A 25,553-nucleotide genomic window follows, 5' to 3' on the forward strand; every position below is an offset into this window, starting at 1 on the left:
GAGAGGTAGATGACGATGACAGACGGCAAAGCATTGGGATTTTTAGAAGTTCAGGGGTACAGCGTAGCCTTGGCCGTTATGGACAAAGCTTGTAAGGCGGCAGATGTGCACATTCACGGTATTGATGCGAACAACCCGCCCGATGACATGCCGGCTTCCATTCCGGTCATGATTCAAGTGAAGTTCAGCGGAACCGTCAGTCACGTGCAGACGGCGCTCGCTGTAGCGCGGGAAGAGGCGTTGTCATATTTGCGCGATGACCAAGTGATCACGAAATGCATTACGTCGGGCAGCGCGGGAATTGCCTCTTTAATGACGCAAGGCAAAATATCTGTGAAATAGAGTGTGTGAAGAAGCACTATTGGGGGTGCGGCATGAAAGAGTCCCTTGGCATGATTGAAACGATCGGCATGACACCGGCCATCCGCGCTGCGGATATGATGGTGAAATGCGCTTATGTAACCGTATTAGGCTTTGAAAAATCGGGATCGGGCATAGTGACGGTGCTCATTCAAGGAAAGCTGGATTCCGTTCAAGCCGCACTCGACATCGGAGCGCTTGAAGCCAAGAATACGGGGGAGCTTGTAGCCGTCCATATCATCAACAATCCTGACGATGGAATCGGGCAGCTGTTGCCGCGTGATGGAACGGAGGGAACACCATGATGTCTTACGATGCGATAGGCGTGATTGAAGCCCGTTATTTTGCGACTGCACTGGAAATGACCGATGCGATGAGCAAAGCGGCCCAGGTGGAGTGGTTGGCAAGTGAGAACTATTTGGGCGGGAAGCTGGTAACGGTCGTAGTAGGCGGCGATATTGCCAATGTGAAGGCGGCGGTGGAAGCGGCCGAGGCGGTATGCGCCGGCAAAGCGGACAATCCGCTTGCTAACGCAGCCGTCATATTGAAGCCTCACGCTGAAATTATGAAGTTTATCGTGCCTTCTTCAGGGCAGGAGCTGGATAAGATGGCAGCTGAAGAGATGGCGCTGCCGATGGAACAGAAGACGGCGGTGGAGCGGCAGCAAGCGCAGCCGGACGTTGCTGGCAACGAGAATATTACGGCTTCGTCCAGCAAGATGGATGAGATGGATGCGAAACCAAAAACGAAACCAAAAGCTTCCCGGCCGGCTGCGTCGGAGAAGAAGAACATGAAGGAGGAAAAATGAAATGAACCAATCATTAGCTATTGTAGAAACAAGAGGATTAACGGCGGCGATTGAAGCGGCAGATGCGATGCTGAAAGCGGCGAATGTGGAAATTGTGGGCACCGAGAAAATCGGTTCCGGACTCGTATCCGTTATGGTGCAAGGAGATGTAGGTGCGGTTAAGGCAGCGGCTGAAGTCGGAGCAGAAGCGGCGCAGCGTGTAGGTGAATTGGTAGCAGTTCATGTTATTCCACGCCCGCATAGCGATGTGGCCAAGCTTCTCTCTACAGTCAAATAAGGAAATCGAAACTCAACTTCCGAAGGAGGTTTTTCAGATGAACGAATCATTGGGAATCATTGAGACAAGAGGGTTAACGGCGGCGATTGAAGCGGCGGATGCGATGCTGAAGGCGGCCAATGTGGAAATCGTAGGTACGGAGAAAATCGGTTCTGGACTCGTTACGATTATTATCCGGGGAGATGTCGGAGCAGTCAAGGCCGCTACGGAAGTCGGCGCGGAAGCGGTACAAAGAGTTGGGGAGCTGGTGGCCGTTCACGTCATCCCGAGGCCGCACGAAGATATTGCTAAGATTCTGCCATCGATGAAATGACAGCGGTGATGAACATGACGGAACAGGTTAATAAGGAATTAACGGACTACATTACTCAATTAATAATGGAAGAATTGCAACGGTACGACTTGGCTCCCGCCCGGGAGCCTCTGAATCTCGTACCGGTCGGCGTCTCTGCGAGACATGTGCACGTGTCGGCAGAGCATATGGAACTGCTGTTTGGCAAAGACAAGCCGTTAACCAAATTTAAAGATATATCCCAGCCGGGGCAATTTGCAGCGAACGAGAAAGTTACGCTCATCGGTCCAAAAGGAATGATCGAGAATGTGCGCATCTTGGGCCCGTTCCGTAAAAACACGCAAATTGAAATTGCGGCAAGTGAAGCGCGCAAGTTGGGCGTTCAACCGCCAGTAAGGGAATCAGGCCGGATTGAAGGCTCTCCCGGCATACAGCTTGCCGGTCCGAATGGCACTGTCACACTGGAGCAAGGATGCATTGTAGCCGAACGCCATATTCATATGACGCCTAATGATGCCAGAGCATACGGTGTTACGCATGGACAGAAGGTTCAAGTGAAGGTAACCGGTGAAAAGGGCGGAATTATGGACTGTGTCTCGATTAAAGTGCGCGCTGATTATGCATTGGAAATGCACATCGATACAGATGATTCCAACGCTTTTGGCATCAAGCAGGGGGATACACTCGAAATCCTACGGTGAAAGTGAGGCTCATGGCGATGAAGATAGGCAAAGTGGTGGGGAACATGGTATCCACTCGCAAATATGATGGGCTTCAAGGATACAAACTTCTTATCATTGAACTGTGTTATACCGAGCAAAAAACGTATATTGTCGCTGCCGATACGATCGGAGCGGGCACGGGCCAACTGGTGCTCGTGTCTGAGGGCGCCAATATACAGCAAGCGCTTGCGAAGCCTGCGCCGATTGACGCGCTTGTCGTCGGCATTATTGACAACGAGCCTGTATTTTCCGCCACACGGCACTTGTGATCAAGAACGGAGGGGAAAGATGAGCGAATCTTTGAAAGTGTTGAAGCAGAACGAAGCTAATGCGCTGCTGCGGTATCTTTCCTCCATGGAAGCGGATCGGATTATCGGCGCCTATGCGGGATCGCCTGTGCGGCAATCCACGTACGATAGTGATGGAGACAAGCATTCGTGGCACGATGCTCATCTCAGTATGCTGCAGCAATATGCGCAGCCTCTGCCCTCGCTGGTGCGGGCAGGCGAAGTGATGGGCGTGCTGCATCAGGAGATATTTGAAGCGTTTCAAGGGCTGCGGAGCGCAGAAGCGGCTCTGAAGCGGGCCGAGGCGAGGATTATTGCCTTGCAGGAAGGAGGAAGCTGATATGAAAATCATCATTATCGGCGGTGTTGCGGCAGGCATGTCGGCCGCATCCAAAATTAAACGCACCGATCCGGATGCGGAAGTCATTGTGTATGAAAAAGGCCGCTTTTTGTCTTACGGCGCTTGTGGCCTGCCTTACTACGTGTCGGGCGCCAACGATGATTACCGGAAAATGATTGCGCGTACACGCGAACAATTCGAGCAAGCAGGAATTCACACCCGCCTGAGGCACGAGGTGATCAAGCTCGTTCCCGAGTCCAAGCGGATTATGGTCAAGGATTTAGAAAAGAACAAAGTGTTTTTGGACCATTACGACAAATTGATGATTGCAACCGGAACTGTCCCTGTCGTGCCACCGCTGCCAGGCAAGGAACTGCCAGGCGTGCATGTGCTGAAGACACTGGAAGACGGCATTGCGTTGAAGGAAAAGATAACTTCGCCGGACATTCAGGATGTGGTTATCGTTGGCGGCGGTTATATTGGCATCGAAGTGGCCGAGGCGATGGTCGAGCTCGGTAAACGGGTTCGGGTCGTCGAGCTTGGCGACCGCATTCTCAAGACGTTTGATCAAGAACTTACCGATATCGCTTCTCAGGAATTACTGGCGAAAGGAGTTAGCTTGAATACTGGGGAAAAAGTGGAAAAAATTACCGGGACGGATCGAGTCGCAGGCATATGCACGGATAAGGGGACGTATCCTGCGGACTTGGTCATTCTATCCGTCGGCGTCAAGCCGGCGACCGGATTTGTCAAAGGTACGGATATACGTGTGGCCCGCAACGGCGCTGTCATCATCGATCGCGAGATGAGAACGAGCGTGGAAGACATTTATGCAGCGGGGGATTGCGCTGAAGTATACAGCCGCGTCATGGAAGAGAACACATATATTCCGCTCGGCACGACGGCGAACAAATGCGGACGCATTACCGGAGTGAACCTGCTCGGCAAGCACGAGAAGTTCATTGGCACGCTCGGCAGCGCCGCAATTAAAGTGCTTGGTCTAGAGCTCGGCCGCACCGGCATGTCGGAAGAGGATGCGAAGCGGCTTGCGATTGACTATGGCACAGTATGGGTAAGTGCTGCCGACCATCCCAAATATTACCCTGACCCGGCGCCGATCCACTTGAAGCTCATCTATGAGAAGAGAACGGGCGTTTTGCTCGGAGCACAAGGCATCGGTGAGAAAGGGGTCGTGCTCCGCATTGATATTTTGGCCGTTGCTATCCATAACCGTATGACTGCAGCTGAGATGGGAATGGTTGACTTGTGTTATGCGCCGCCGTTCGCTGGAGTATGGGATGCTGTTCATATTGCGTGTAATGCTATCAAATAGGTGGTGACAGAATGAATCGAAAATTAATGAGTCTTCAAGAAGCTTCCGCCCTAGTGCGCGACGGCGCCACCGTAGCTCTCGGCGGCAATGTGCTCCACCGTGCGCCGATGGCGATGGTCCGCGAGCTGGTCAGACAAAAAAAACGCCGCTTGCGGCTCGTGAAGACAGCGGGTGCGCATGACATCGATTTGCTGTGTGCAGCAGGCTGCGTTCAGTCGGTCGATGCGGGATTTGTCAGCTATGAAACCGAATTCGGTCTGGCCATGCATTACCGTAAAGCTGTGGAAAGAGGCGAAGTGCAAGGCCATGAGCATGCTTGCTATACGGTTATCTGCGCGCTGCGGGCCGCAGCCTCAGGCGCGCCTTTTATGCCTGTGGCGGGATTGAAAACGGGAGATTTAATCGAGGCTAACGATTATTTTCAAGTCATCGCGAATCCGTTCGGCGATGAGCCGGTTACGGTAGTACGCGCCATCGTTCCAGATGTGGCAGTGCTGCATGTACAGGAATGCGACGAGGATGGCAATGCCATCATTGCCGGCCCGAAGTTCGAGGATGTACTGATGAGTCGTGCAGCCAAGAAAGTCATTTTGACGACCGAGAAAATTGTTCCGAAGAGCAAAATGAGAATGCGTCCCGACAATGTGGACATTCCCCATTTTCTGGTGCAAGCGGTCGTTCCGGTTCCGCGGGGTGCTGCACCGTGCTCCTGCGAGAAGAGCTACGAAGCAGACTTCAAAATGCTGGAACAGTTTGTGAAAATGAAGACGGCAGATGAAATTGAACAGTATGTGCAAGCTTACGAAAGCAAGGATCGAAGCGGGACAAAGGCAGGTGGTAATTGGTGAACACGGCGAATCAAGCAAGAGTGAGTGACATTATGATATGTGCGATCGCCCGTATGCTCCAAGACGGAGAGACGGTGTTTCACGGCGTCTCTTCGCAGATGCCGATGGTAGCAATGATGCTGGCCCGGCATTTGCATGCGCCGAATCTGGTCCACCTTAACATTCCGGGAGGTGTCAATCCTTCCTCGATTAAGAAAGCATCGTATTCTTCTGCGGGCGCGGATTTGCTTGCCAGCGCAGAAGCTTATTTTCCTCTTGAGCAGGTGTTCGACCTGTCGATGCGCGGAGGGCTGGATGTTGCCTTTCTGGGCGGCGTGCAGTTCGATGCGCGGGGCAATGTGAATGCCTCCGTCATTGGAGACTACCATAAGCCGAAGGTCAGATTGCCCGGCGGAGCCGGAAGCGCCGTGCTCATACCGACCGCGAAGAAAGCGATTATTTGGCGGACGAAGCACGACCGGCGCACTTTTGTGGAAAAGGTTGATTTTGTGACGACACGGGGCAATGTGTGGAGGATTGTAACCCCTCTGTGCGTATTCGCGATGAAGGACGGAGCATTGATGCTGGAAAGTATTCATCCGACCTCCTCATTGGAGGAGGTTGTGCAGAACACCGGCTTCGAAGTGAAGTACGACGACATTCGCTTCACCCCTATGCCGACTGCGCGGGAATTAAGCGTGCTGAAACAGATTGATCCGTTCGATTACCGCTCAAGTGAATTTTAAAAAGGTTGTTCAAAAAGCCCCCTTTTAGTGACCTTTGAATTACGAACTTTAAATGAAAAGCAAGCATGCTGATGTAAAAGCTGTGTTTCGGCCAACCACACCTCTGGGTTCCCTGAAGCGGGAAATCTGGGGGTGTGGTGTTTTGCTGTTTGTAAGAAAATGGTGACTTCCGGCACAAACAAGCCTCAAGACATATTGAAAAGGACCAATTCCAATATATACAATATAGGAGTACAGCTCGTTTCACTTCTGTTACAATCGTAAGAAGACGAGAAGCCGTCTCGTATTGATATAAGCAATCAAACAGTGCTAAAGTATTTCATAGAAAATAGTACACTCGCTCCACGATCATCATCATAAGTCAGACATGGAAAGGATGGGAAGGGTCGATGATGCTGACGGTCACCGCCGGAAGGCAGGGGCAAGAGTGGTTTGACATCGAGGTGCCGGATGATAGCACGGGACTTCAATTGAAAGCAATCCTCGGATTGAAGCTATATGGGGAAGCCCCTAAGAATCATGTACAATACATATTGGAAGCGAAGCAACCGGAAGGGTTATGGTTCGTCGTCCAAGAACAACAGCGTCTTATGGAAGCGGGACTTCGGGAAGGCGCATTTGTCCGCGTACAGCGTGCTTTCTCTACCACGGCAGAATCTGTGCCCGCGTATGGGCGGAGGTTGCTGTTTCAAGATGAGAAGGGGCAGGTAAGCGAATAATTAGTGATTGAGACGAGGAGTTGTTCTTAGTGAACGTGATGTATCAGAGGTCACCTAGAATTAAACCTACGTTACCTAAAGAGAAACTCGAAATATTAAGACCGCCTGCTGAGCCGTCGCGCCCGACGTTTGCGATGATCACGATTATTATCCCTATTGTCATGACGCTCGTCAGCATCGGATTTTACATATATATGTCGATGTCCGGCAAGTTGGGCAACAGCAATTATTTGATGTTCCAGATGATTACTATCATCATGATGTTAACTTCGTATACTCTCCCATTCTTTATGTACTTAAGTAATAAGAAGGGGTATGAACGCAGAAAGTTCGAACGGAACCAGATGTACCGCGCACAGTTGGATAAGCACCGTTCCGAATTGACAGAGAAGCAGCACGAGCAGTTGAAGGCGATGCATGGAATCCATGGAGACCCGGATGTATGCTATCAAATCGTGAAGAACCGCAATAGCAGTCTGTGGGAACGCGGGCCTCTGGATGATGATTTCATGCATGTTCGCATCGGCACTGGAGATGTACCCTTTCATATTGAAATTGAAGTGCCGCGGATTGACGGCTACGAACGGGATCCGCTTATTGAAGCTGCGCATGAGGTGGAATCTGAGTTCAATACGGTGGCCGATGCGCCGATCGCCTTGCCGTTATATCAGTCTAAGGTAGTCGGTGTTGTCGGTGATAGAGAATCTGTCCTGAATGCGATTCGCGTCATCGTAGCGCAGTTGACGACCCGGCATTCGCCGGACGAAGTGAAGCTAGCCGCATTTTATGACGAACGGGAAGCAGAAGAATGGAACGGGATGCGCTGGTTGCCGCATACGTGGGACGATGACCGAACGCAGCGTTATATGGCTGACCGCCGCAGTACGGCGCATCAGCTTGCTGATCAACTATTCAGTCTGCTCAATCGGCGCAAGAGCTTCCAGACCTCTGGACAGAAGAAGATGGAAATTCCCTGTTATGTTGTGCTGCTCTCAGACTCTCAATTGATTGAAGAAGAGCCGTTATTTCCGCTGCTATTGGAAGAAGCGGGACGTGTCGACTGCTGCACGATCGTACTGTCAGATTGCAAGGAGCGCTTGCCTATGCAGTGTCAGCTCATCGTAGAGGTAGGGCCGGACAGAGGCGCCTCCACCCATAAGACAGAAGAAGAAGGGATTCTGCATCAAGTCTATGCGATAGATCGTATGACTCGCGACAGGGCCGATGCGTTTGCGCGCCTAATGGCGCCTATCCGGTTAAAGCGATCGTCCGCATCGGACATACCGACTGTGCTGACGCTGTTCGATATGCTCGGCATTAAGGAAATCGAACAATTGGATGCAGCAGGCCGTTGGCGTCTCAACCGGTATCCCGATACTTTACCGGTTCCGGTCGGCGTTCGGGCCGGCGGGAAGAAGATTATGCTCAATTTGCATGATAAAATAGAGCGCAAAGGACATGGACCGCACGGATTGATCGCCGGAACGACCGGGTCGGGGAAGAGCGAGGTGCTCCAATCGCTTGTGGCATCGCTATCTGCCGAGTTTCATCCACATGAGCTGGCGTTCATGCTGATTGACTATAAAGGTGGCGGTATGTCGAATACGTTCGTTGATCTCCCGCATGTCGTGGGGACGATAACGAATCTGGAAGGCAGCTTGATCGAGCGTGCCAAAGTATCGCTGCGGGCCGAGCTGATTCGGAGGCAGCGCATCTTGAACGATGCAGGCAATCTGCAGCATATTGACGAGTATTACAAGACGGCCGACCGGGCGGAGAAGCCGCTGCCCCATCTCGTGATCATTATTGACGAGTTCGCGCAATTGAAAAAAGACCAGCCTGAATTCATGGATGAATTGATAAGCATCGCGACGATTGGGCGGACGTTGGGCGTTCATTTGATTTTGGCGACACAGAAGCCGGGCGGTGTCGTTGACGAGAAAATTTGGAGCAACACCCGCTTCCGCATCTGTCTGCGCGTGCAGAGCGAAGGCGACAGCCGAGACATGCTGAAAATACCGAATGCCGCTTGGATTACCCATCCCGGCAGAGGTTATTTCCAAGTCGGCAGCGATGAGGTATTTGAAGAGATGCAGTTTGCCTGGAGCGGGGCTCCTTACTTGGTCAAGAGAGAAGATGAGCAGTCGCTTCGCATTCATGTGAACGAAGTGCGTCTCAACGGGAAGCAAGAGCCGCTCCTTCCAGGAGACACGATGGCGACTGCCTTCATGGATAAGGAGCCGCCGAAGCAGCTGCAAGTATTTATCGAGCATGTGGCGGAAGCGGCGAAGCGAGCCGGCATTCCACGCCTGCAGGGACCATGGCTGCCGCCGCTGCCGGAGCATCTCGAACTGGCAGATGTGTTTGCCATGCAGAAGGATGCTCCGTCCAGCTGGATGCCGGAGTCCGAATTGCGTCCGGCCATCGGTTTGGTAGACGATTTGATGAATCAGAGGCAAGAAGCGTTAACCATAAATTTAGACCAAGGACATATAGCGGTATACGGTATGCCAGGCACCGGGAAGACCACGTTCGTGCAGACGTTGTTGATGTCGCTCGCAACACAGTTGTCTCCGGATGAGTGGCATGGTTATGTGGTAGATATGGGCAGAATAATGAAGGACTTTGCCCATCTGCCCCATGTTGGTTCGGTGATGTTGATGGAAGAGGACGACCGGATCAACCGACTGTTCCGTTATCTTGTTAATCAAGTGAAAGAGCGGAAGGAAATGATATCGGAGTCGGGCGTCAAGACGATTGCTTCCTACCGGAAAGTGACGCGAGAATCGGTTCCGAACATCGTAGTCGTTATCGACGGGTATTTGACCTTCCGCACGACATACCCGGAAGAAAATGATATATTGGAATACTTGCTGCGAGAAGGCGGCAGTCTGGGGATTACGTTCGTCATTACAGCCAACCGGGTTACCGACATTTTCGAGAAGGTGCGCAGCAATATTCCGAACGCCGTGTCCTTCGAACTGGCCGATCCGAGCGATTATTATTTTGCCGTTGGCCGGCCGATGAAGGCGCCATCGCAGCTGCCTCCCGGCAGAGGGCTGGTCAAGGGTGCGCTTCCGCCGCTAGAGTTCCAGACGGCGCTGCCTTCTGGCGGATTGGATGAGACGGAGCGCATCGTGGAGCTTCGCAACCAGATGAAAGCATTGAAAGCGATGTGGCATGGCAAAGAGGCACCGCCGATTCGCCCGCTTCCTGAATTCGTGAAGCTGTCTGAGCTGGCACATCCTGCTGATAGACCAAGCGATAAGGAAGAAGATGAACCATTCAACGTGCCTGTAGGTATACGTTCTGATGATTTGGAGCCTTTCTGCATTGACCTGAAGGAAGGACCACACTTTGTAGTAGCTAGTCCGATGGAAAGCGGCAAGACATCCTTTCTCGCGAGCTGGATGCTCTCGCTGGCTTACCATGCTTCACCGGAACAGGTGCACATTTATGCAGTGGATACGCGATACGGAAGCGAAGGGCTTCGTGCGCTGCAAGATTTGCCGCATATGAGAGGCTGTGCGACTCGAGAAGAAGAGATCCCGTTGCTGATCCAGACGGTGCACGAGCAAGTTCAGACTCGAACTCAAGACGGTCAAGAGCCTGCGCTGCTGTTCGTCATGGATGATGCCGATTATTTATGCAAACAAATTACGGATTTTGCAGTCAAGAATCAACTGTCTGACATCGTGCGGCAGGGCCGTGATAAAAATGTGCATGTCATCTTGGCCGGCGTGCCATCCGATTTCCCGACCTTCGGTGTCGATTGGTTCAATGATGTGAAGGCGACGCAATCCGGATTTTTATTTGGTACGATAGATGCGAATGACTTGTCTTTCCTGCGTATTCCGATATCGGAATCACAATCGGCAGGTACGGGAGGAACGAAGATGCTGCCTCCGGGTCAAGGATACTTTATGCGACGCAAATTTACAAAGATAAAAGCCGCTTTTCCATATGACGAGTTGTGGACTCCAGTAACATGGTCAGAACGAATTCGCGAGCGATGGAATGTACGGGTCTGATGGGGGGTGCATGGATTGATAACAACAGACGAAGCTCACAGAGAAGGAATTACGCTAGATTCCAAAGAGTTGTATTTTTTAACGGGAATTATCGGTTCAGACCGATTGCTCGGAATCGAAGATCCCTTCCGCGGGTACTTATCAGAAGAGATAGCTGATGAATGGGATAAAGCTAAGGCGACATTGCTTCAAAAAGGGTATTTGATCGAAGAGCAGGATGGCGTGGAATATGCGATGCCGCCGCATGTATTCTCAAGTATTGCGGTGACCGGGCTTGCGGAACGATCCTGCTGGGTGAAATTCGCGAATGAAAGCGAGACATTTGAGGGTTACTTTCATTTTACCGACGATTTGGTCATTGAACGTGTTCATCTGCAGGAACATCCAGCTACGTATACCCTGTACGAGATCAAGTCGGTGGAAGAGGCATGCCGCAACTTGATGGAACGGATGCGGTGGGTTGAACAGCCTGAAAGTCATATTACTTCGGTGATGCTTTCCAAACGACATTTTCATAAATTGTATGAGCAAGCACCGAATTTAACGGTCGAACAGATGACAAGCCAGCTCATGACCTTTGACGGAGAAGAAGAGGGCGCGAGAGCGCTGGCTCATTCTTTGAAGCAGCGATCCTCGGAGGGCGAATTTTTGTTTTTGGTATGGAATAAGAAAAACTGGGAGGTTCAGGGCGTAGCATTTATTGCAGGCGGATCTTCGAATTGGCTTATCCGGAAAAGCTCCAAGGGAGATGAGGACTGGCTGACAGCTACCCCTACGACGAAAGAACAATTCCAGAACATGTTCTTGGAGTGGGACAGGCAGCTATCGAAAGATGAAGGAAGGTGACAACCGTGCGCATTATTGTTCAACCGGATGCTCTTCGCGCTTTAAGCCGTCAGTTACAGATTGCAGCGGAGCAGCTAAATCAAATTCAATCCACTTTGAGTCAAGCACTACAATCATTGGCGTGGGAGACTTCCGTTAGAGAGGCCATCATGCAACAATGGCAGCAAGCCGCTCGGTTATCGTCTCAGATCCATGCGATGCTGTTTGAACTGGGCAGACAAGTGCAGATAAAAGCAGATCAATTCCAGACTGCGGATCAGCAGACCAATTCGATATTAGGCAGCGCCTATGGAATTGGATCGGCGACCGCTTTATATGCAGGTATGGGATTGGCCGGAACATCCCTTATCCTGCCCGGTGCCGGTGCAGGCATCGGTGCCATCTCCAATCCGAATTCTGCCGTTCGAGCTATGGGCGGCAGCGGAGGAACGGACATCGGCTTGAACTGGAAGCCTACGACATCAGAGCTGTACGGCTACGGAAAAGACGGATATCGGATGTTGAATATGTACCAGAGCAACTTCAATGTGAATCTGCGCGGCAATGGTTATGCGACCATTACCGGTGCGCGTTCCAAGTTCGCTCTATCCGAAGGCATTCTAGGAACACGATACGCAGCTAGCAATGCTGCTAACAATACGAGTGTATGGAAATTCGTCGATCCGAAGATTGCGGTGCAAGAGGCGTTCTCGTTGAAGGGCATGGCCGCCAAGTTGGGATATGCTGGCCTTGCTTATGATACCGGAACGGCTGTCGTGACTGATTATGAGACAGGCGGAACAAGCCGTGCCGTAGCGAGCGCCGTCGTCAATGGCTCCGTAGGAGTCGGAACAATGGCGGCCAGTGCGGCAGTAGGCGCTTGGGTCGGATCTGTCGTGCCAGGGGCCGGGACGATCATCGGCGCCGGCGTCGGCTTAGCTACTGGGGCAGTCATCTCGCTTGTATCCGAGGTGACGATTAACGGGAAATCGTTGAAGACACATGCTATCGATGCCGTGGATACCGTTATCGATTCGGTGACTGATAAAGTGTCCGAAGGAGCGAAAGCAGTTTCTGGCACCGTCCAGGATAGTGTGAAGGCGGTGAAGAGCGGTACGACGAAGACGGTAAAGAAAATCACCGATAAAGTATCTGAAACATTCGGCGGTTTAGGTAAGCTGCTTCCAGGATGAGCACTCTATTATACAGCGGTCGATTATTTCCAGGCTAACCCGATGGGTCTGAAGACTCACTTTTATTCTAATTATACACTATTTTTATTAGTTTGCACGATGACGCGACCTTGGTGACGAGGTGCAACAGAACGCGGAAAGGGAAGGTGCGATATGGAGAAACATACAGAACAACATGAACAGTTACATAATGAGAAGACATTGCTTCCTTTAGGCTCTATCGTCTTGCTCCGTGAGGGCAGCAAGAAGCTTATGATATACGGTCGCAAGCAGTTGCAAATCAACACGAATCGTTTGTTCGACTATTTAGGCGTGGTGTATCCGGAAGGCTATATTGATGAGAATTTTTCATTTCTCTTCAATCATGAAGATATTGACGTAGTCGCTCACGTTGGATTTTCCAACTATGAAGAAGAAGAATTTCAAAACATTTTACAAGATGTTTCATTGCCGGCAGAGAAGGTGAAACAGAATTAGGACCGTAGCCTCTTACGAAATAGGAATAGCAATCATGTAAAATAGTTCCTAGTAAATATTTCATATTACTGCATGGAAATAGAGGAGGGATAGATTATGGCAGGTCGCATTTTAGTTACGCCGGAACAGATTGACCAGGTAGCGAATCAATTCAGACAAAGCGGAGACCAAAGTCAACAAATTGTATCTACTTTGACGCAATCGATCCAAGGTATGGAAGGACAATGGGAAGGGATGACGAAGCAGCGTTTCTTCCAAGAGTTCCAAGAAGCGAACAAGCAAATGCAATCGTTCGTTCAAACGTTGAACACCATCAGCGAAGAACTAAAAGCCATTGCTCAGAAATTCCGTACGGTGGATGAGCAGCGCTAATTATAGATTCATGGCGATGTACAGACGAGCTGAATAGACAAGAGCAACCGGGCGTTGAACGACTCCCGGTTTTCTTACCGCTAAGGAATGTTTAAATTCTGTGTTAACCGATCAAGTGAAACCAACATTCCTTATGGCGATAAAACGTACCTTTAAACGCGTTCGCTCATCGTCGAATGGCCTTGATAGAGGTTTTCTCACAGTAGAGCTCGTTTTGTAGACGGGAGGTTGGAAGGGATGGTATTTCAGCCGAATCCAGGAGACACATACATCATTAACGAAACCGAATATCGAGTCGGCGAGCATCCAGCCGCCCCAGGTCTGGCTTATGCGCAGGCGGGGAGGCAAGGGATGGTGTATCAGCTCTTTCTGAAGCACGGCGATGTTCTTGATGCCAAAGCGCTGAAGGTGTTTTTTCCGAAGTATCGGATTCCTGCAATGGTGTATCAGTCCGAACAGTTGGAGGCCTATAGCGGGCTACAAGGGCTTAAGGTATGTAAACGCAACGTATTGACCCCCGAAAAAAACGGAGGAACCATTCAAGCGCATACGGATTTGCTTTACGCGGTGCTGATGCCTTGGGTACACGGTCCCACTTGGCTGGATATCGTCGCGGATCAGCGCGTGCTTACCCGCAAAGACAGCCTGCATCTTGCCAAATCTCTCGCTCAGATTTGTTCGGGTATGGAGCAAAAGGGGCTGGCGCATTGCGATTTGTCGGCACCGAACTTACTGCTTCCGTTTTTTTCGGAAGTTAAACGGTCGTCAGAAACTTCTCCAATCGAATTGGTTGATGTGGAACAGCTATACAGTCCGAAAATGGACCGCCCGGACGTCCTGCTTGCGGGTTCTCCGGGATATGCTGCGCATCGCACGATACATAGCGGATTGTGGAGCGCTTATGCGGATCGGTTCGCTGGCGCGGTTATCCTTGCGGAGATGCTCGGCTGGTCGGACTCGAAATTGGTGCAGCGCGCGTGGGGCGAAAGTTACTTTGATCAACATGAAATGCAAACGGTATGTGAACGGTATGGCGTAATGAAGCGGTCGCTGGACGAACGGTGGGGTTCCAAAGTGACTGAACTGTTTGTTCGTGCTTGGGAAAGTCACGACTTGAGCAGTTGTCCAACTTTCGGAGAATGGCTTATCGTCTTGTCCGGGGTGGCGGATGAAGAACCGATTGCGGTCAAGCCTACAAGTGCAGGTGCCGTGGAGGCGAGCTCATCCATTCCCACAGCTGCTGATTCAGAATCCTCGGTGAGCACTGGGAAGCCAGCGGAGGCTTCTGTGCAAGCGGAGCAAGTATCTGGGCAGCAATCGCCAACTCAGCAGAGCGGTGTGTCAGCTGCGGCGGTGACAGTGTCTGACCCGAATGTGGTCAACCGCTTGTTTAATCAAGCGCGGGAATTGGAGCAGAAGGAGCAACTGCAAGGCGCGCTAGAGGTATATCGTTCTGCTCACCATTTCGTACCGCATGGAAGTCCGCTTGAAGTCGAGCTTGCGGCGGCGATTGGCGGATTGGAGCAGAAGCTTGCCGCTGATGCTGCTCCGGCACACACCAAGAAGCCAAAACTCCGCAAGCGCACTGCCATTCTGCTTACATCCGCCCTCGCCGTGCTGCTGCTAGGGGCAAGCCCGTTCATGGTCAGCATGTTGCAGGCCGATTCGCAGGCAGAAGCCGAGCGGCTTCAGGCGAAGCAGCGCGAAGAGGAAGCTGCCAGACAGAAGGCAGAGTTGGAACGCAAGCAAGCGGAAGAAGAGCGGTTAATGCAGGAAGAAGAGAAGAAGCAAGAAGAGATCAAGCGCAAGGAAGTGGAGCAGCAGCGTCTTGCGGCAGAGAAACAGAAGCAAGAGGAGCAGAAAAAGAAGGAAGCCGAGCACAAGCAGCTGCAGCAAAAGTACGATGCACAAGCGAAGTACGAGAAGTATGTGCAGTGGAAAAAAGAGAAGGATGAGCGGCTGCGCCGTCAACAGGAGTTGGAGCGCCAGCGGAAGCAGAAGGAAGCGGCCGAGCTGAAGAAGATTCGCAGCCGGGATGTCGTTTTGCTTATCGCATCATACAACATGACCTATAATGCGATTGCACAGGATAATCTGAAAAATGCGAAAACAAACGCGCTCGAATTTGCCAAACGGTATGAGAAAGATCCAAGTTATTTCAAGAAAGTCGGGAAAATGGGCAAACGGGCAGATCATATTTATAAATTTTTAAGTAATACCAAGCATGCATTGCCGGATATTTAACGGTTGACGATATGAGTAGCAGAGGTGAAACGGACGGATGAATTACACGATTCAAGCATCACAGAGAACGCCTGCTCTTATCATTTATTTAATCGACATCAGCGCCTCCATGAATATGTTGATGGAGAACAAGCGCCGGATTGACATCGTGTACGATGCACTCTCCTTGGCCATTCGTCAGATGGTATTCCGTTCAACGAAAGGGAACCGGCTGACACCGCGTTACCGCATCGCTATACTGGCTTATAGCGATGATGTGTACGACCTGCTGAACGGAATTAAAGGCATTGACGAGATTGCAAGTCTCGGTTCATTGCCGGACTTGACCCCGGTCCGATTCTCGGATTCGGCCAAGGCGTTCCAGCAAGCCGAGAAAATACTTGAAGCGGAGCTGCCGTATATGCAGGATTGCCCTGCACCGCTCGTCTGCCATATGACGGATGGCGTAGCAACCGGAGACGATCCCGAGCCGATAGCGAAGCGTATTATGCAGATGAGCATTCCTGACGGCAATGTGCTGGTGGAAAATATATTTATTTCAGACCATACGCTTGAGGGCCTGATAGCTGAACCCCGTCGCTGGAAAGGCATATTGGCAGATACAGCGCTCAAGGATGAGCATGCAATCAAATTGCGGAGCATGTCATCCGTCCTGCCGGAAAGCTATCGCGAGATGCTCATGGAAGCAGATTATCATTTAGCGTCAGGGGCGTATATGATGCTCCCAGGGAACTGTCCGGAGCTGGTATCCATCGGGTTCCAGATGTCTGCCGCTACACCGGTTCGATAAGGATGACGTCGCCGCGCTTCATGAGTGAATCATATACGTGCATATTCAAAAAGGTGACTTTTTGAGCAACCTCATATACGAACGAACATCAGGGGAAGGCAGGGGACATATGTGAAGCAGACGGAATACCGCTACGTTTGCTCCCAACTGGCGGAGCAGCCGGTGACGACAATCGAGAGGACGTTCCGCTGCCGGCACGCTTATGCACGTGCAGAAGAGACGGCGCGGCTGCAGGAAAACGGCCAGGACTTCATCGCCCTGCATATGCAGGGCGACACGCTTAGCTTTGTTCTGTGTGACGGTGTCAGCATGAGTTATCAAGGGGACTTCGCTGCGCGCTTTCTGGGCGAACGCCTGCTGGATTGGCTTGTCAGTCAAGCCGTATTGAAAGAACCGCTGTTTCATGAATATGTATCGGCGCTTACGGGACCAGCAACGACAGAGGTTGAACAACTGGCTGTTCCGGCAGGGGCCCCGCGGCTCCTGCGCGAGGTGTTGAAGGATAAGAAGCGGCGGGGGAGTGAAGCGATGTTCGTATGCGGCCGCATTGATGGCATCAACCAGAGCAGACGGTTCCGCAAAGGACGGCTGTGGTTGGCCTGGCAGGGAGACTGTCGTCTGCGATTGTGGCATAACGAGTCGGAATATCGCCAACCGTTCGCAGATAAATGCCGAACCAGCGAAAGATGGTCGTCTTTATATGGTCCTGTCGGCGACCGCCCCCATGTGTTACAGATGGATTGCCAGCAGTCGGGCTCACATCGTTACAGGCTCTTATTGTATACGGACGGACTGCATGAGCTGGATGCTTACAGCGAACGGGTGTCAGACAAGGAACTGCAGCGCATGTTGGATCAGCCGCAAGAAGGTGTGCTGGCCGACGATGCTTCCTTGATAGAGATACAATGGTAGGATTCTATACAGGGGCTATCCCAAAAGTCTCCTCCTTAACTAACGCGCCAAAATAGACGGGTCCAAGGCTATCATCCTCGGCCCGTCTATTTGTATTTGTTGTTAGCAGTCCTGCTGCTTGAGACGCGATCCTCTCTCCGTTCGGCGCTTCCGATCACTCTCCCCTTCGATCAGTAACAACGATTCCCGCATGTTCAGGCGCTAGGCGATGTGAGCTAACGGTGATGTTGCTGCATCGTCTGAGAAGCAATGTTGCTGGAGACATATACATCAAAGTTAACCTCACCCTACAGAGGGATGCCCCTTCTGAACGAGAGGGAGAATGGAGAGATATACTTGGCAGCGTATCGTTATTGGCTGGAAATGTGATCTTTTTTTACGGATTTTGCTGAATAAAGCGTTATAATAGAAAGGAATTAATTGGTTGAAGTTGATTGTTCACAGAATGAAACGTTCGCGCAGCAAGGACTGAATCAAGCGTAAAGAAGGGCTGGCCGTATGAAGAGAAAATATGCAGATCGCAGTGATTGGAAACGAATTTTATCTAAAGACTTTGCATTGACCTATGTTGAGGACACCCATTTCACCGGCTATGTCTCTCTCATTAAATTCAATTCCGTTCGGGCACCGCTTGTTAAGGAAATGGGCGGAACAAAGATACCTCTCGTGAACACAGGATATTATTGGATGCAGCATTTCCCACTGCACGCCCACTATTCGGTCACGACTATGTTCAATGATCAGGAAAAAATCGTGCAATGGTATATTGATATATGCGAACATGTCGACGTGGATCAACGCGGGATTCCGTATTATGATGACTTGTATTTGGATGTGGTATTGTTGCCCTCTGGACAGGTTTTCCTGCTGGATGAGAATGAATTGGAGGAGGCCCTCGAATGGGGCCGAATTTCGAAGTCGCAATATGACCTAGCAGTTGCCGAGGCGAGCTGTTTCATTTCTCGTGTAAAGGAACATTCAGTCATCCTTAAAGGGATGGATTATTTCCGTATGATGAAGCCGCGCCTTCGTACTTCTCAAGAAGGGTGATGCTTCCACTTTCTCAACCGCCTCTTTCTGTCGCTGATGCGATATCATTTTCTATATTCTATTCATCCGCGACATTGCCCATCCTGCTGTCTTTGATCAACGTTTACATGTCAGGATGCTCCCCCAATAAGAAACGGCGCGATTATGAAACATTTTCCTGCTTTATTTCGTACAGGTTAACATAGGTAAAACTTCAGGAGGGATATTCGTTGAAGCGTGCCCCGACAAGATTACCGTTCGCCTGCATTTTAATGATGACTGTCGTCATGTTTGGGCTCTCGTTTCTATTTGCGGCTCCCGTCTCCGCCTGCTCCTGCGCGGCGAGCCCGAGCATCGAGGATGCCAAGCGAGATGCAGCGGCTGTGTTCGCTGGCAAGGTGACCCATGTGAGCCGCAGTTGGACCAAAATGACTTTTTCTACTGCAGATCCTGTGAAAGTTTCTTTTCAAGTGAAGCGCGTATGGAAAGGAAATGTTGCATCCAATGCCAAAGTCGTCACCGCGCTGTCCTCTGCAAGCTGCGGATACGAATTTGAACCCGGAAAAGAGTATCTTGTATATGCTTATCATAGTGATGGGAAATACATGACGCATCTGTGCACTCGTACTGCTCCGCTTGAAGATGCAGCGGAGGATATTCAAGTGCTTGGCAAAGGAAGGAACGTCAACTCCTCTTATTCTGCTCTTCTGTTCATTGCGGCGGTTGTTATTGGAATCAATTGTATGACTACGATTCGAAGGAAGAACAGGAATGAGGAATAAATGTAAGGAGGGAGATCATGGCACAAATAAATATATCATTAGTGGATGTGACGGTGGACAACTGGAAGAACTGCATTCAGCTTTCTCCGAAAGAGGAGCAGAGAAACTTCGTTGCTTCGAATCTGTATTCCATCGCTCAATCGAAGGTGGAACCTAATTTGAAGCCGTGTGCAATCTACGCAGAAGATACGATGACAGGCTTCGTCATGTTCGATACGGTTCCGTACCCTGATGATGGCTGCCATTGGATTATGCGCTTCATGATCGATGCCGCTTACCAAGGACAAGGTTATGGAACAGCGGCATTGCAAACCGTAATCGACACGCTGAAGCAGGAATACAAGGCGACCGCCATTCGCATTTCATACGTGCCGGATAATACGGTGGCCCGTGATTTGTATGTGAAGCTAGGCTTCCGTGATACCGGAGAGAGGGATGGGGAGGAAATTATACTGCAGTTGGGGGCGCAAATCTAGTGAATGCGTATGAAGTGCAGATTATGCCTTATCAGACACAGTGGCCCGCCCAATTTGAACGCATTGCCGCTCCGATACGCAGGTCGTTGCAGGATATTGCTGCCCGGGTGGAGCATATCGGTTCCACTTCCATACCGGGATGTGCGGCGAAGCCTATCATCGACAATTCAAATTCTCGGTAACCGACTGCCATCCTGAAGAGCGCGATGCCTATGCGGATATGAAGCTGCGTCTGGCGGAGCAGTACCGTCACGATCGCCACGGCTACACAGGTGCCAAGTCCCCGTTTATATGGAGCGTAATGCAAAAGGCATCCGAGTGGAGCCAGCTTACAGGTTGGAGCACAGGGCGGGGGACGGAGCAAGGAAGGAGCTGATATTCATGAATCACATGAGCTATATGCTTATGTCATTGTTCATTCAACTGTTCTATGTTGTCACCATTGTTGTAGGGATCTACATCGCCTATTTGGTTATCAAGCTGCTGCGACGGGCTATACAAGCGTTGGACTTATACATTTTGGATAAGAAACGTACACTGATGATTCGCTAAAGTAAGGGAGAAAGGGGGGCCGACATGGAATGGCTTATGATATTTCACACAAATTCGTCGTCGCGGTCGCTTCGAGCGCGTTATTCAATTTGAGTCAGGCGGATCAAGTATTTCGGGCTCAGGGAGAAGAAGAGTACCGCAAATATCAGCGGGAACATGAGCAAGAGCCGTTCCTTCCAGGCGTGGCCTTTCCGCTCGTGCGGAGACTGCTTGGGATTAACGGAAATTCATCGACTGATCAGCATGTTGAAGTAGTGCTATTATCCCGGAACGATCCGGATACCGGACTCCGTGTGTTTAAATCGATTGAGCACCATGGCTTGCCCATTTCACGGGCGGCATTTGTCACGGGAAGCAATCCATTCGTTTACATGGAAGCATTCAACGCATCGCTCTTTCTGTCAGGCAATCCTGAGGATGTACGGGAAGCGGTTGCTAGCGGGCTCCCTGCGGGATGTGTATATCCGACCGAGTACATAGATGATGAGGAAGAACCCGAGCTGCGCATCGCTTTTGATTTCGATGGCATTATTGCCGATGATTCCGCAGAAGCGGTCTATCAGAAGGGCGGTAAGCTCCAGGCGTTCCATCGGCATGAGCAGCAGTTCGCGAATGAGCCGCTTCCGCCAGGACCGTTATTGAAATTTTTCAAGGAAATTGCAAGGTTGCAGCAATTTGAGCGTAATAAGAGAGAGCAGGATGCGGAATACCGGCCGCGCATTCGCATAGCAATCGTAACCGCGCGCAATGCGCCTGCCCATGAGCGTGTTATTTCTACGTTGCGGCAGCTGGGAATTCAAGTGGATGAAGCTTTCTTTCTAGGTGGCATTGACAAAGGACGCGTCCTCAAAATATTTAAGCCGCACATTTTCTTTGATGATCAACTGGGACATATCGAAGGCGTCGCTCGAATTGCTCCGTCTGTTCACGTGCCGTTTGGTGTGGCCAATCAAGAACTGACATTGACTACATCCTAACTAATAAAAGAGGAACGCCATGTTACGGTGCTGTCCGAATCGACGTGGACGATATATGTCTTGATGGGAGAAGGAGACATAATGACAAGCTTTCAATTGTATAGACAAGTGTATGTTTGTCGATTGAAGAATGTATCACGGCGCGATGTTTTGTTATTCTCGCTGATCCTTTTCTTACTCCCTAAAGGAGCAGATCAATTAACTGCACTCTTATACTCCAATTACATAGAATTTGTTGACATGCTGCTTGGATACTGGCTTATTGGTTTTTTTTCGGGGCTGAGTCTGTTTGCTTCTAGTTATAAAGTAGATGAAGTACGATTTTTATGGTCATTAGGGCAGAAGCATGCCTTTTTAACCACTTATGCATTTCTTAAAAAGATGCCTTTTCTGTTGCTGCTTGTATGGATAACTGTCGGCCAGCTATTGTGGAATCCAGCACAGATAGACGTGTGGCAATGGTTGGTGATGATGGTTGCCGGTTTCTCCTATGCTGAATTGGTTGGATATTCCTATCTCTTAAAACGAATTCGGTATTTGTTAATTTCGATGTTGATGCTAGCAATCAACTTGTGGGCTGTTTTTGCGCAATTCAACCCGACTGGACGTATTACCTGCTTGCTATTGTTAACGGTCATCATTTTAGCCTTAACATTTTGGGTTGCACAACAAGCTTGGCCTAAAGTGTTAAGTGTTCATTTTTTTGTAACGGATCATCATCAGACACGCTGGCTGGCAAAGCATCCATTACTTAAAAAGGAACTTCTATTTATTATCCGCTTTAGAGATGTTTTTCCGTTTGTCGTTTGCGTGTTTGCGCTTGAATTGCTCAATTATTACATCGTAGCAGAGACCCCTGTTTTTTTGCCCATAAGCTCAGCTCTGCTTATTTGGTTTGTCAATGATATTTGGACAGTTAGAAGCTTTGCTTATGAAGGAAGAGGGCTGTCGTTATATACCGTGACGTTCTATGCTTGGCGTAAAATGCTGTCTGCGAAATGGTTCGTATGTTGGGGACTCGGTACAAGCATTGCGGCTATTAATCAGCTTGTGTGGGGGCTTGTGTTAGAAGAACTTGCTTGGGATAAATGGCTTGAGCAATTGGTGCAGAGCGCATTTCTTTCTGCAACGATGGTCAGCTTTGGTTTATTGGCAGGATACAGATTTACGGTTCGTGAACGAATCCCTTTTTTTGGCAACCTCATTATTGCACTAGGCATGATATTTCTCGTATATTTGCATCAAACTCAATTTGTCCTCTTTGTTATTGCTACTGTCATCATCCAAATGCGTTTTGTTAGGTTTTATCGACGAGTACCGAATGATATTTGACGGCGAAGTGTCAAAAAGGGGAACACCACCACCATTTTTTCAAGGAGTGGACTGTATATCATGAACAATAAAGAGACTATATCCTTGCAATTAAATCAAATTTGCTATGCATATGGCTCCAAAGAAATTCTTCACGAGATAGATTGTACCTTTTATTCGGGGCAAATAACCGTTCTGCTTGGACCTAACGGAGCGGGTAAAACCACTTTATTGAACTTAATTGCAGGGCTTAACCAACCACAGCAAGGAACAATTTCTCTAAATCATCATGTTTTACAATGGCAAGATCAACGATACAAACAACGTATTGGATACTTGATGGAGTTTCCTTTCTATTATCCATCACTTACGGTCGTAGAGATGATGAGATTGAACGGTGGCCTGCGTAACATACAGAGGGGGCAACTTGAAGACCGTATTATGCACTGGCTTGAACGATTCGAATTGCAAGCTTATCACAATCACCAGATGGATGCATTATCTCAAGGAACCAAAAAAAGAGTAGCCCTTGCATCAACGCTTCTTCATGAGCCGGACATTCTCATATTAGACGAACCGACAAACGGTCTTGACCCCGATCAGGTCATGATCGTCCGGAACACGCTGCAGGAGTATAGCGAGAATGGCGCCCTTATTTTATTATCAACACATATTATCGGATTGGCAGAAAAGTTAGCTCAGCAGGTTGCTATTTTACGAAACGGTCAACTCGTGTATTGTGGTGACTCGACAGATGATTTGGAAGGTTTATATGTCGCACACAGATAATTGGGCTTGCTGAATAATAAATATCTCGGTAATCAACCTTTTTGTTTGGTTTGATGTATTTAGATCTGACAGAAACGCGGTTCAATATGGTAGACTAGAATAAACTATAGGAAACCTTTAAATTGTCTTAATCAAAAAAATGATCATTTATCATAGTATAGTACATGTTTTAGTGAGAAAACTGCAGCGGGAGCATCACCCGGAGAAGGAGGAACAACGTCTTGATTCCGATTAAACTTCCAAGAGAACAGAAGAAAGAGCTGGTAGAGCAGATCAAGAGTTATTTTGAAGACGAACGCGGCGAATCGATGGGCGACATTGCTGCCGAACAGACTGTCGATGATATGCTGGCGATGCTTGGCCCAATCATTTATAATCAAGCGCTGGAAGACGCGAGAAAGCTGTTGACCGAGCGTATGATGAACTTGGAAGATGACCTGTATGCGCTACATAAACCGATAAATGACAGGAGATAACGACACGATAGCCACTCAATTACACTGTGGTCGGAACGGAAGGAGAGGTTGCATGAACATTCGTTCTGCGGAAGCGAAAGATGCGGCCAATATTGCCCGTGTGCATGTGGAAAGCTGGCGTACGACGTATCAGGGTCTTGTGTCTGATGAATATTTAAGTGGACTGTCCATTGAATCGCGGCAGAATATGTGGGCGCATGCCATTGAACAGCTGACTCCGGACAAATGCTTGTTGGTCGTGGAGGATTCGGATGGCCTGGTTGTCGGGTTTGCCATGGGAGGTCCCAGCCGCAGCGAGGAATATACCGATCGTGCGGAGCTGTATGCTCTATACTTGTTGCAGCAGGTACAGGGTCAAGGCTTGGGAAGGCAGTTGGTGCAGGCGATTGCCAACTGTATGCTCGGAGACGGATTCAACAGCATGCTCGTATGGGTGCTAAAAGGAAACGACGCACTCCATTTCTATCGTCGCACCGGCGCGGAAGTCATCGGTGATACGGAAATTGAAATCGGGGGAGAACGTCACACGGAGATCGCTTTGCAATGGAGTAATCTTAAAGCGATATAAAAGTGGGCTTGGTCTGCAGCTTTCTTTAGCGATCAGACTATATCGTATATGTAAGCGTCATCAACGGAGGGAACGGACATCATGCGGTGAAGAAAGGATACACGGAAGGAACGGAGTTTATTCTGGAGAAGCTTCCTTACGTGGTGGTGATCATATGACGGATAACCCTACAGAAGAGATGGAGCAAATTATGGCGTACTACAATCAAGGCTTGGAGAAGAGCAGGCTGTCACGCGGTATTGAAAAGCTTGAGCTTGAACGGTCTAAAGAAATTATTTCCCGCTATATCCAAGGCAGCGGGCTCGTAATCTATGATATCGGGGGCGGAGCTGGAGTCTATTCTGGTTGGCTGGCCGAGCAAGGACACGAGGTGCATCTGTTCGATCTGGCTTCCAAATCGGCAGATATGGCAGCCGAGCTTAATCAGCAGCTTACCCGTCCTATCCAAAGCATTGAAGTCGCGGATGCGCGTCAGATTGCGAGAGCGGATAAGTCTGCTGATGCCGTGTTGTTAATGGGGCCGTTGTATCATTTGACAGAACGAGAGGAGCGCATTGCGGCGCTAGCGGAAGCGAAACGCTTGCTCAAGGACGGCGGTATCCTAATTGCTGCAGCCATTACGCGCTATGGGGCGATGCTCTATGGCTTGTCTGTGTACGGCAGAGATAATCAACTCATTAACGAGGATGACTTCATGTTCATGATTGAACGTGAAATAAGCGAAGGCCAGCACGTGCGCCCAGATAAGTATCCAGGGTTTATCGCCCGATCTTATTTTCATCTGCCGAACGAATTGCAAGAAGAAATGGAAGCAGTGGGGTTGGAGCATTTGCAAACGTTAGCAGTGGAGGGCCCGGTCTGGATAATTCCAACCTTCGAGGAGAAGTGGTCTGACGAATCCAGCCGCAATCGCCTAATCCAATTAAGCCGGCAGGTCGAAGAAGAGAACAGCATTATGGGAATGAGTCCACATATTATTTCAGTAGCAGTAAAACGGTAAACATCGTATTTCATACGTACTGAAATAGCAGAAGGAGG

Annotated in this window: 32 protein-coding genes; all 32 read left to right on the forward strand. The window is 49.9% G+C overall.

The annotated features are described in order from the left end of the window. Positions 1-15 precede the first annotated feature (15 nt). The 32 genes from M3650_RS16115 (at position 16) to M3650_RS16270 (ending at position 25,515) form a co-directional block, all read left to right on the forward strand. Positions 16-342 (forward strand): BMC domain-containing protein, encoded by a 327-nt coding sequence (locus M3650_RS16115; RefSeq protein ID WP_019424161.1) that lies wholly within the window; start codon positions 16-18, stop codon positions 340-342. Positions 343-374: 32 nt separating this feature from the next. Beyond that, complete coding sequence (locus M3650_RS16120; protein WP_251576258.1) at positions 375-665, forward strand: BMC domain-containing protein; 291 nt, start codon at positions 375-377, stop codon at positions 663-665. Continuing rightward, a complete protein-coding gene (locus tag M3650_RS16125) occupies positions 662-1,168 on the forward strand; it encodes a BMC domain-containing protein (protein ID WP_251576260.1) in 507 nt (168 codons plus the stop codon). Before M3650_RS16120 ends, M3650_RS16125 begins: the two co-directional genes overlap by 4 nt. 1 nt (position 1,169) lies before the next feature. Continuing rightward, entirely contained in the window at positions 1,170-1,445 is a 276-nt protein-coding gene (locus tag M3650_RS16130; protein ID WP_019424158.1) for a BMC domain-containing protein, read from the forward strand. 37 nt (positions 1,446-1,482) lie between these two features. Beyond that, on the forward strand, positions 1,483-1,758 hold the full coding sequence (locus M3650_RS16135) for a BMC domain-containing protein (RefSeq protein WP_251576262.1): 276 nt from the start codon (positions 1,483-1,485) through the stop codon (positions 1,756-1,758). Next, a complete protein-coding gene (gene pduL / locus M3650_RS16140; RefSeq protein ID WP_483311750.1) occupies positions 1,755-2,438 on the forward strand; it encodes a phosphate propanoyltransferase in 684 nt (227 codons plus the stop codon). The genes M3650_RS16135 and pduL overlap by 4 nt, the downstream gene beginning before the upstream one ends. Before the next feature lie 11 nt (positions 2,439-2,449). Continuing rightward, on the forward strand, positions 2,450-2,728 hold the full coding sequence (locus tag M3650_RS16145) for a EutN/CcmL family microcompartment protein (protein WP_251576265.1): 279 nt from the start codon (positions 2,450-2,452) through the stop codon (positions 2,726-2,728). Between the two features lie 19 nt (positions 2,729-2,747). After that, the gene (locus tag M3650_RS16150; protein WP_251576267.1) at positions 2,748-3,086 is read left to right on the forward strand and encodes a type 2 periplasmic-binding domain-containing protein; all 339 of its coding nucleotides are present in this window, start codon (positions 2,748-2,750) and stop codon (positions 3,084-3,086) included. 1 nt (position 3,087) lies between these two features. Further along, positions 3,088-4,419 carry a CoA-disulfide reductase gene (locus tag M3650_RS16155; protein WP_251576269.1) on the forward strand — a complete coding sequence of 444 codons (1,332 nt, stop codon included), beginning with the start codon at positions 3,088-3,090 and terminating at the stop codon, positions 4,417-4,419. 11 nt (positions 4,420-4,430) lie between these two features. Further along, positions 4,431-5,267, forward strand: a complete 837-nt coding sequence (locus tag M3650_RS16160) for a CoA transferase subunit A (RefSeq protein WP_251576271.1) — start codon at positions 4,431-4,433, stop codon at positions 5,265-5,267. Further along, on the forward strand, positions 5,264-5,992 hold the full coding sequence (locus M3650_RS16165; RefSeq protein WP_233697171.1) for a CoA-transferase subunit beta: 729 nt from the start codon (positions 5,264-5,266) through the stop codon (positions 5,990-5,992). The genes M3650_RS16160 and M3650_RS16165 overlap by 4 nt, the downstream gene beginning before the upstream one ends. Before the next feature lie 389 nt (positions 5,993-6,381). Next, positions 6,382-6,711, forward strand: coding sequence for a hypothetical protein (locus M3650_RS16170; RefSeq protein ID WP_251576272.1), 330 nt, complete (start codon positions 6,382-6,384; stop codon positions 6,709-6,711). A gap of 29 nt (positions 6,712-6,740) precedes the next feature. After that, positions 6,741-10,742 (forward strand): type VII secretion protein EssC, encoded by a 4,002-nt coding sequence (gene essC, locus M3650_RS16175; protein ID WP_251576274.1) that lies wholly within the window; start codon positions 6,741-6,743, stop codon positions 10,740-10,742. A 6-nt stretch (positions 10,743-10,748) separates the two neighbouring features. Next, positions 10,749-11,588, forward strand: coding sequence for a hypothetical protein (locus tag M3650_RS16180; RefSeq protein ID WP_157259750.1), 840 nt, complete (start codon positions 10,749-10,751; stop codon positions 11,586-11,588). Then, entirely contained in the window at positions 11,585-12,760 is a 1,176-nt protein-coding gene (locus tag M3650_RS16185; RefSeq protein ID WP_251576276.1) for a WXG100 family type VII secretion target, read from the forward strand. The genes M3650_RS16180 and M3650_RS16185 overlap by 4 nt, the downstream gene beginning before the upstream one ends. Before the next feature lie 153 nt (positions 12,761-12,913). Further along, complete coding sequence (locus M3650_RS16190) at positions 12,914-13,237, forward strand: DUF4176 domain-containing protein (RefSeq protein ID WP_019424145.1); 324 nt, start codon at positions 12,914-12,916, stop codon at positions 13,235-13,237. A 96-nt stretch (positions 13,238-13,333) separates the two neighbouring features. Then, positions 13,334-13,609: a WXG100 family type VII secretion target gene (locus tag M3650_RS16195; RefSeq protein WP_019424144.1), complete on the forward strand. Its 276-nt coding sequence runs from the start codon at positions 13,334-13,336 to the stop codon at positions 13,607-13,609. A gap of 237 nt (positions 13,610-13,846) precedes the next feature. Then, positions 13,847-15,853 (forward strand): serine/threonine-protein kinase, encoded by a 2,007-nt coding sequence (locus tag M3650_RS16200; protein WP_251576278.1) that lies wholly within the window; start codon positions 13,847-13,849, stop codon positions 15,851-15,853. A gap of 37 nt (positions 15,854-15,890) precedes the next feature. Next, the gene (locus tag M3650_RS16205) at positions 15,891-16,643 is read left to right on the forward strand and encodes a vWA domain-containing protein (protein ID WP_251576281.1); all 753 of its coding nucleotides are present in this window, start codon (positions 15,891-15,893) and stop codon (positions 16,641-16,643) included. Positions 16,644-16,754: 111 nt separating this feature from the next. Then, on the forward strand, positions 16,755-17,555 hold the full coding sequence (locus M3650_RS16210; RefSeq protein ID WP_251576283.1) for a hypothetical protein: 801 nt from the start codon (positions 16,755-16,757) through the stop codon (positions 17,553-17,555). Between the two features lie 498 nt (positions 17,556-18,053). Then, positions 18,054-18,605 carry a ribonuclease FAU-1 family protein gene (locus tag M3650_RS16215; protein ID WP_251576285.1) on the forward strand — a complete coding sequence of 184 codons (552 nt, stop codon included), beginning with the start codon at positions 18,054-18,056 and terminating at the stop codon, positions 18,603-18,605. Positions 18,606-18,814: 209 nt separating this feature from the next. After that, positions 18,815-19,366: a hypothetical protein gene (locus tag M3650_RS16220; RefSeq protein ID WP_251576287.1), complete on the forward strand. Its 552-nt coding sequence runs from the start codon at positions 18,815-18,817 to the stop codon at positions 19,364-19,366. Between the two features lie 17 nt (positions 19,367-19,383). After that, on the forward strand, positions 19,384-19,842 hold the full coding sequence (locus tag M3650_RS16225) for a GNAT family N-acetyltransferase (RefSeq protein ID WP_251576289.1): 459 nt from the start codon (positions 19,384-19,386) through the stop codon (positions 19,840-19,842). After that, entirely contained in the window at positions 19,842-20,024 is a 183-nt protein-coding gene (locus M3650_RS16230; RefSeq protein ID WP_251576291.1) for a GrpB family protein, read from the forward strand. Before M3650_RS16225 ends, M3650_RS16230 begins: the two co-directional genes overlap by 1 nt. Beyond that, positions 19,982-20,218 (forward strand): GrpB family protein, encoded by a 237-nt coding sequence (locus M3650_RS16235; RefSeq protein WP_251576293.1) that lies wholly within the window; start codon positions 19,982-19,984, stop codon positions 20,216-20,218. Before M3650_RS16230 ends, M3650_RS16235 begins: the two co-directional genes overlap by 43 nt. A gap of 5 nt (positions 20,219-20,223) precedes the next feature. Further along, positions 20,224-20,394 carry a hypothetical protein gene (locus M3650_RS16240; protein WP_251576295.1) on the forward strand — a complete coding sequence of 57 codons (171 nt, stop codon included), beginning with the start codon at positions 20,224-20,226 and terminating at the stop codon, positions 20,392-20,394. 29 nt (positions 20,395-20,423) lie between these two features. Beyond that, positions 20,424-21,371 carry a 5'-nucleotidase gene (locus M3650_RS16245; protein ID WP_251576297.1) on the forward strand — a complete coding sequence of 316 codons (948 nt, stop codon included), beginning with the start codon at positions 20,424-20,426 and terminating at the stop codon, positions 21,369-21,371. Between the two features lie 81 nt (positions 21,372-21,452). Next, positions 21,453-22,703 carry a hypothetical protein gene (locus M3650_RS16250; RefSeq protein WP_251576299.1) on the forward strand — a complete coding sequence of 417 codons (1,251 nt, stop codon included), beginning with the start codon at positions 21,453-21,455 and terminating at the stop codon, positions 22,701-22,703. A gap of 60 nt (positions 22,704-22,763) precedes the next feature. Further along, entirely contained in the window at positions 22,764-23,471 is a 708-nt protein-coding gene (locus tag M3650_RS16255; protein ID WP_251576301.1) for an ABC transporter ATP-binding protein, read from the forward strand. Positions 23,472-23,692: 221 nt separating this feature from the next. After that, on the forward strand, positions 23,693-23,947 hold the full coding sequence (locus M3650_RS16260; RefSeq protein WP_251576303.1) for a DUF2164 domain-containing protein: 255 nt from the start codon (positions 23,693-23,695) through the stop codon (positions 23,945-23,947). A 52-nt stretch (positions 23,948-23,999) separates the two neighbouring features. Then, on the forward strand, positions 24,000-24,515 hold the full coding sequence (locus tag M3650_RS16265; RefSeq protein WP_251576305.1) for a GNAT family N-acetyltransferase: 516 nt from the start codon (positions 24,000-24,002) through the stop codon (positions 24,513-24,515). A gap of 154 nt (positions 24,516-24,669) precedes the next feature. Next, complete coding sequence (locus tag M3650_RS16270) at positions 24,670-25,515, forward strand: class I SAM-dependent methyltransferase (RefSeq protein ID WP_019424130.1); 846 nt, start codon at positions 24,670-24,672, stop codon at positions 25,513-25,515. Positions 25,516-25,553: the final 38 nt, after the last annotated feature.

The organism is Paenibacillus sp. MER TA 81-3 (assembly GCF_023713585.1).
In the GTDB taxonomy this organism is placed as follows: domain Bacteria; phylum Bacillota; class Bacilli; order Paenibacillales; family Paenibacillaceae; genus Paenibacillus_B; species Paenibacillus_B profundus.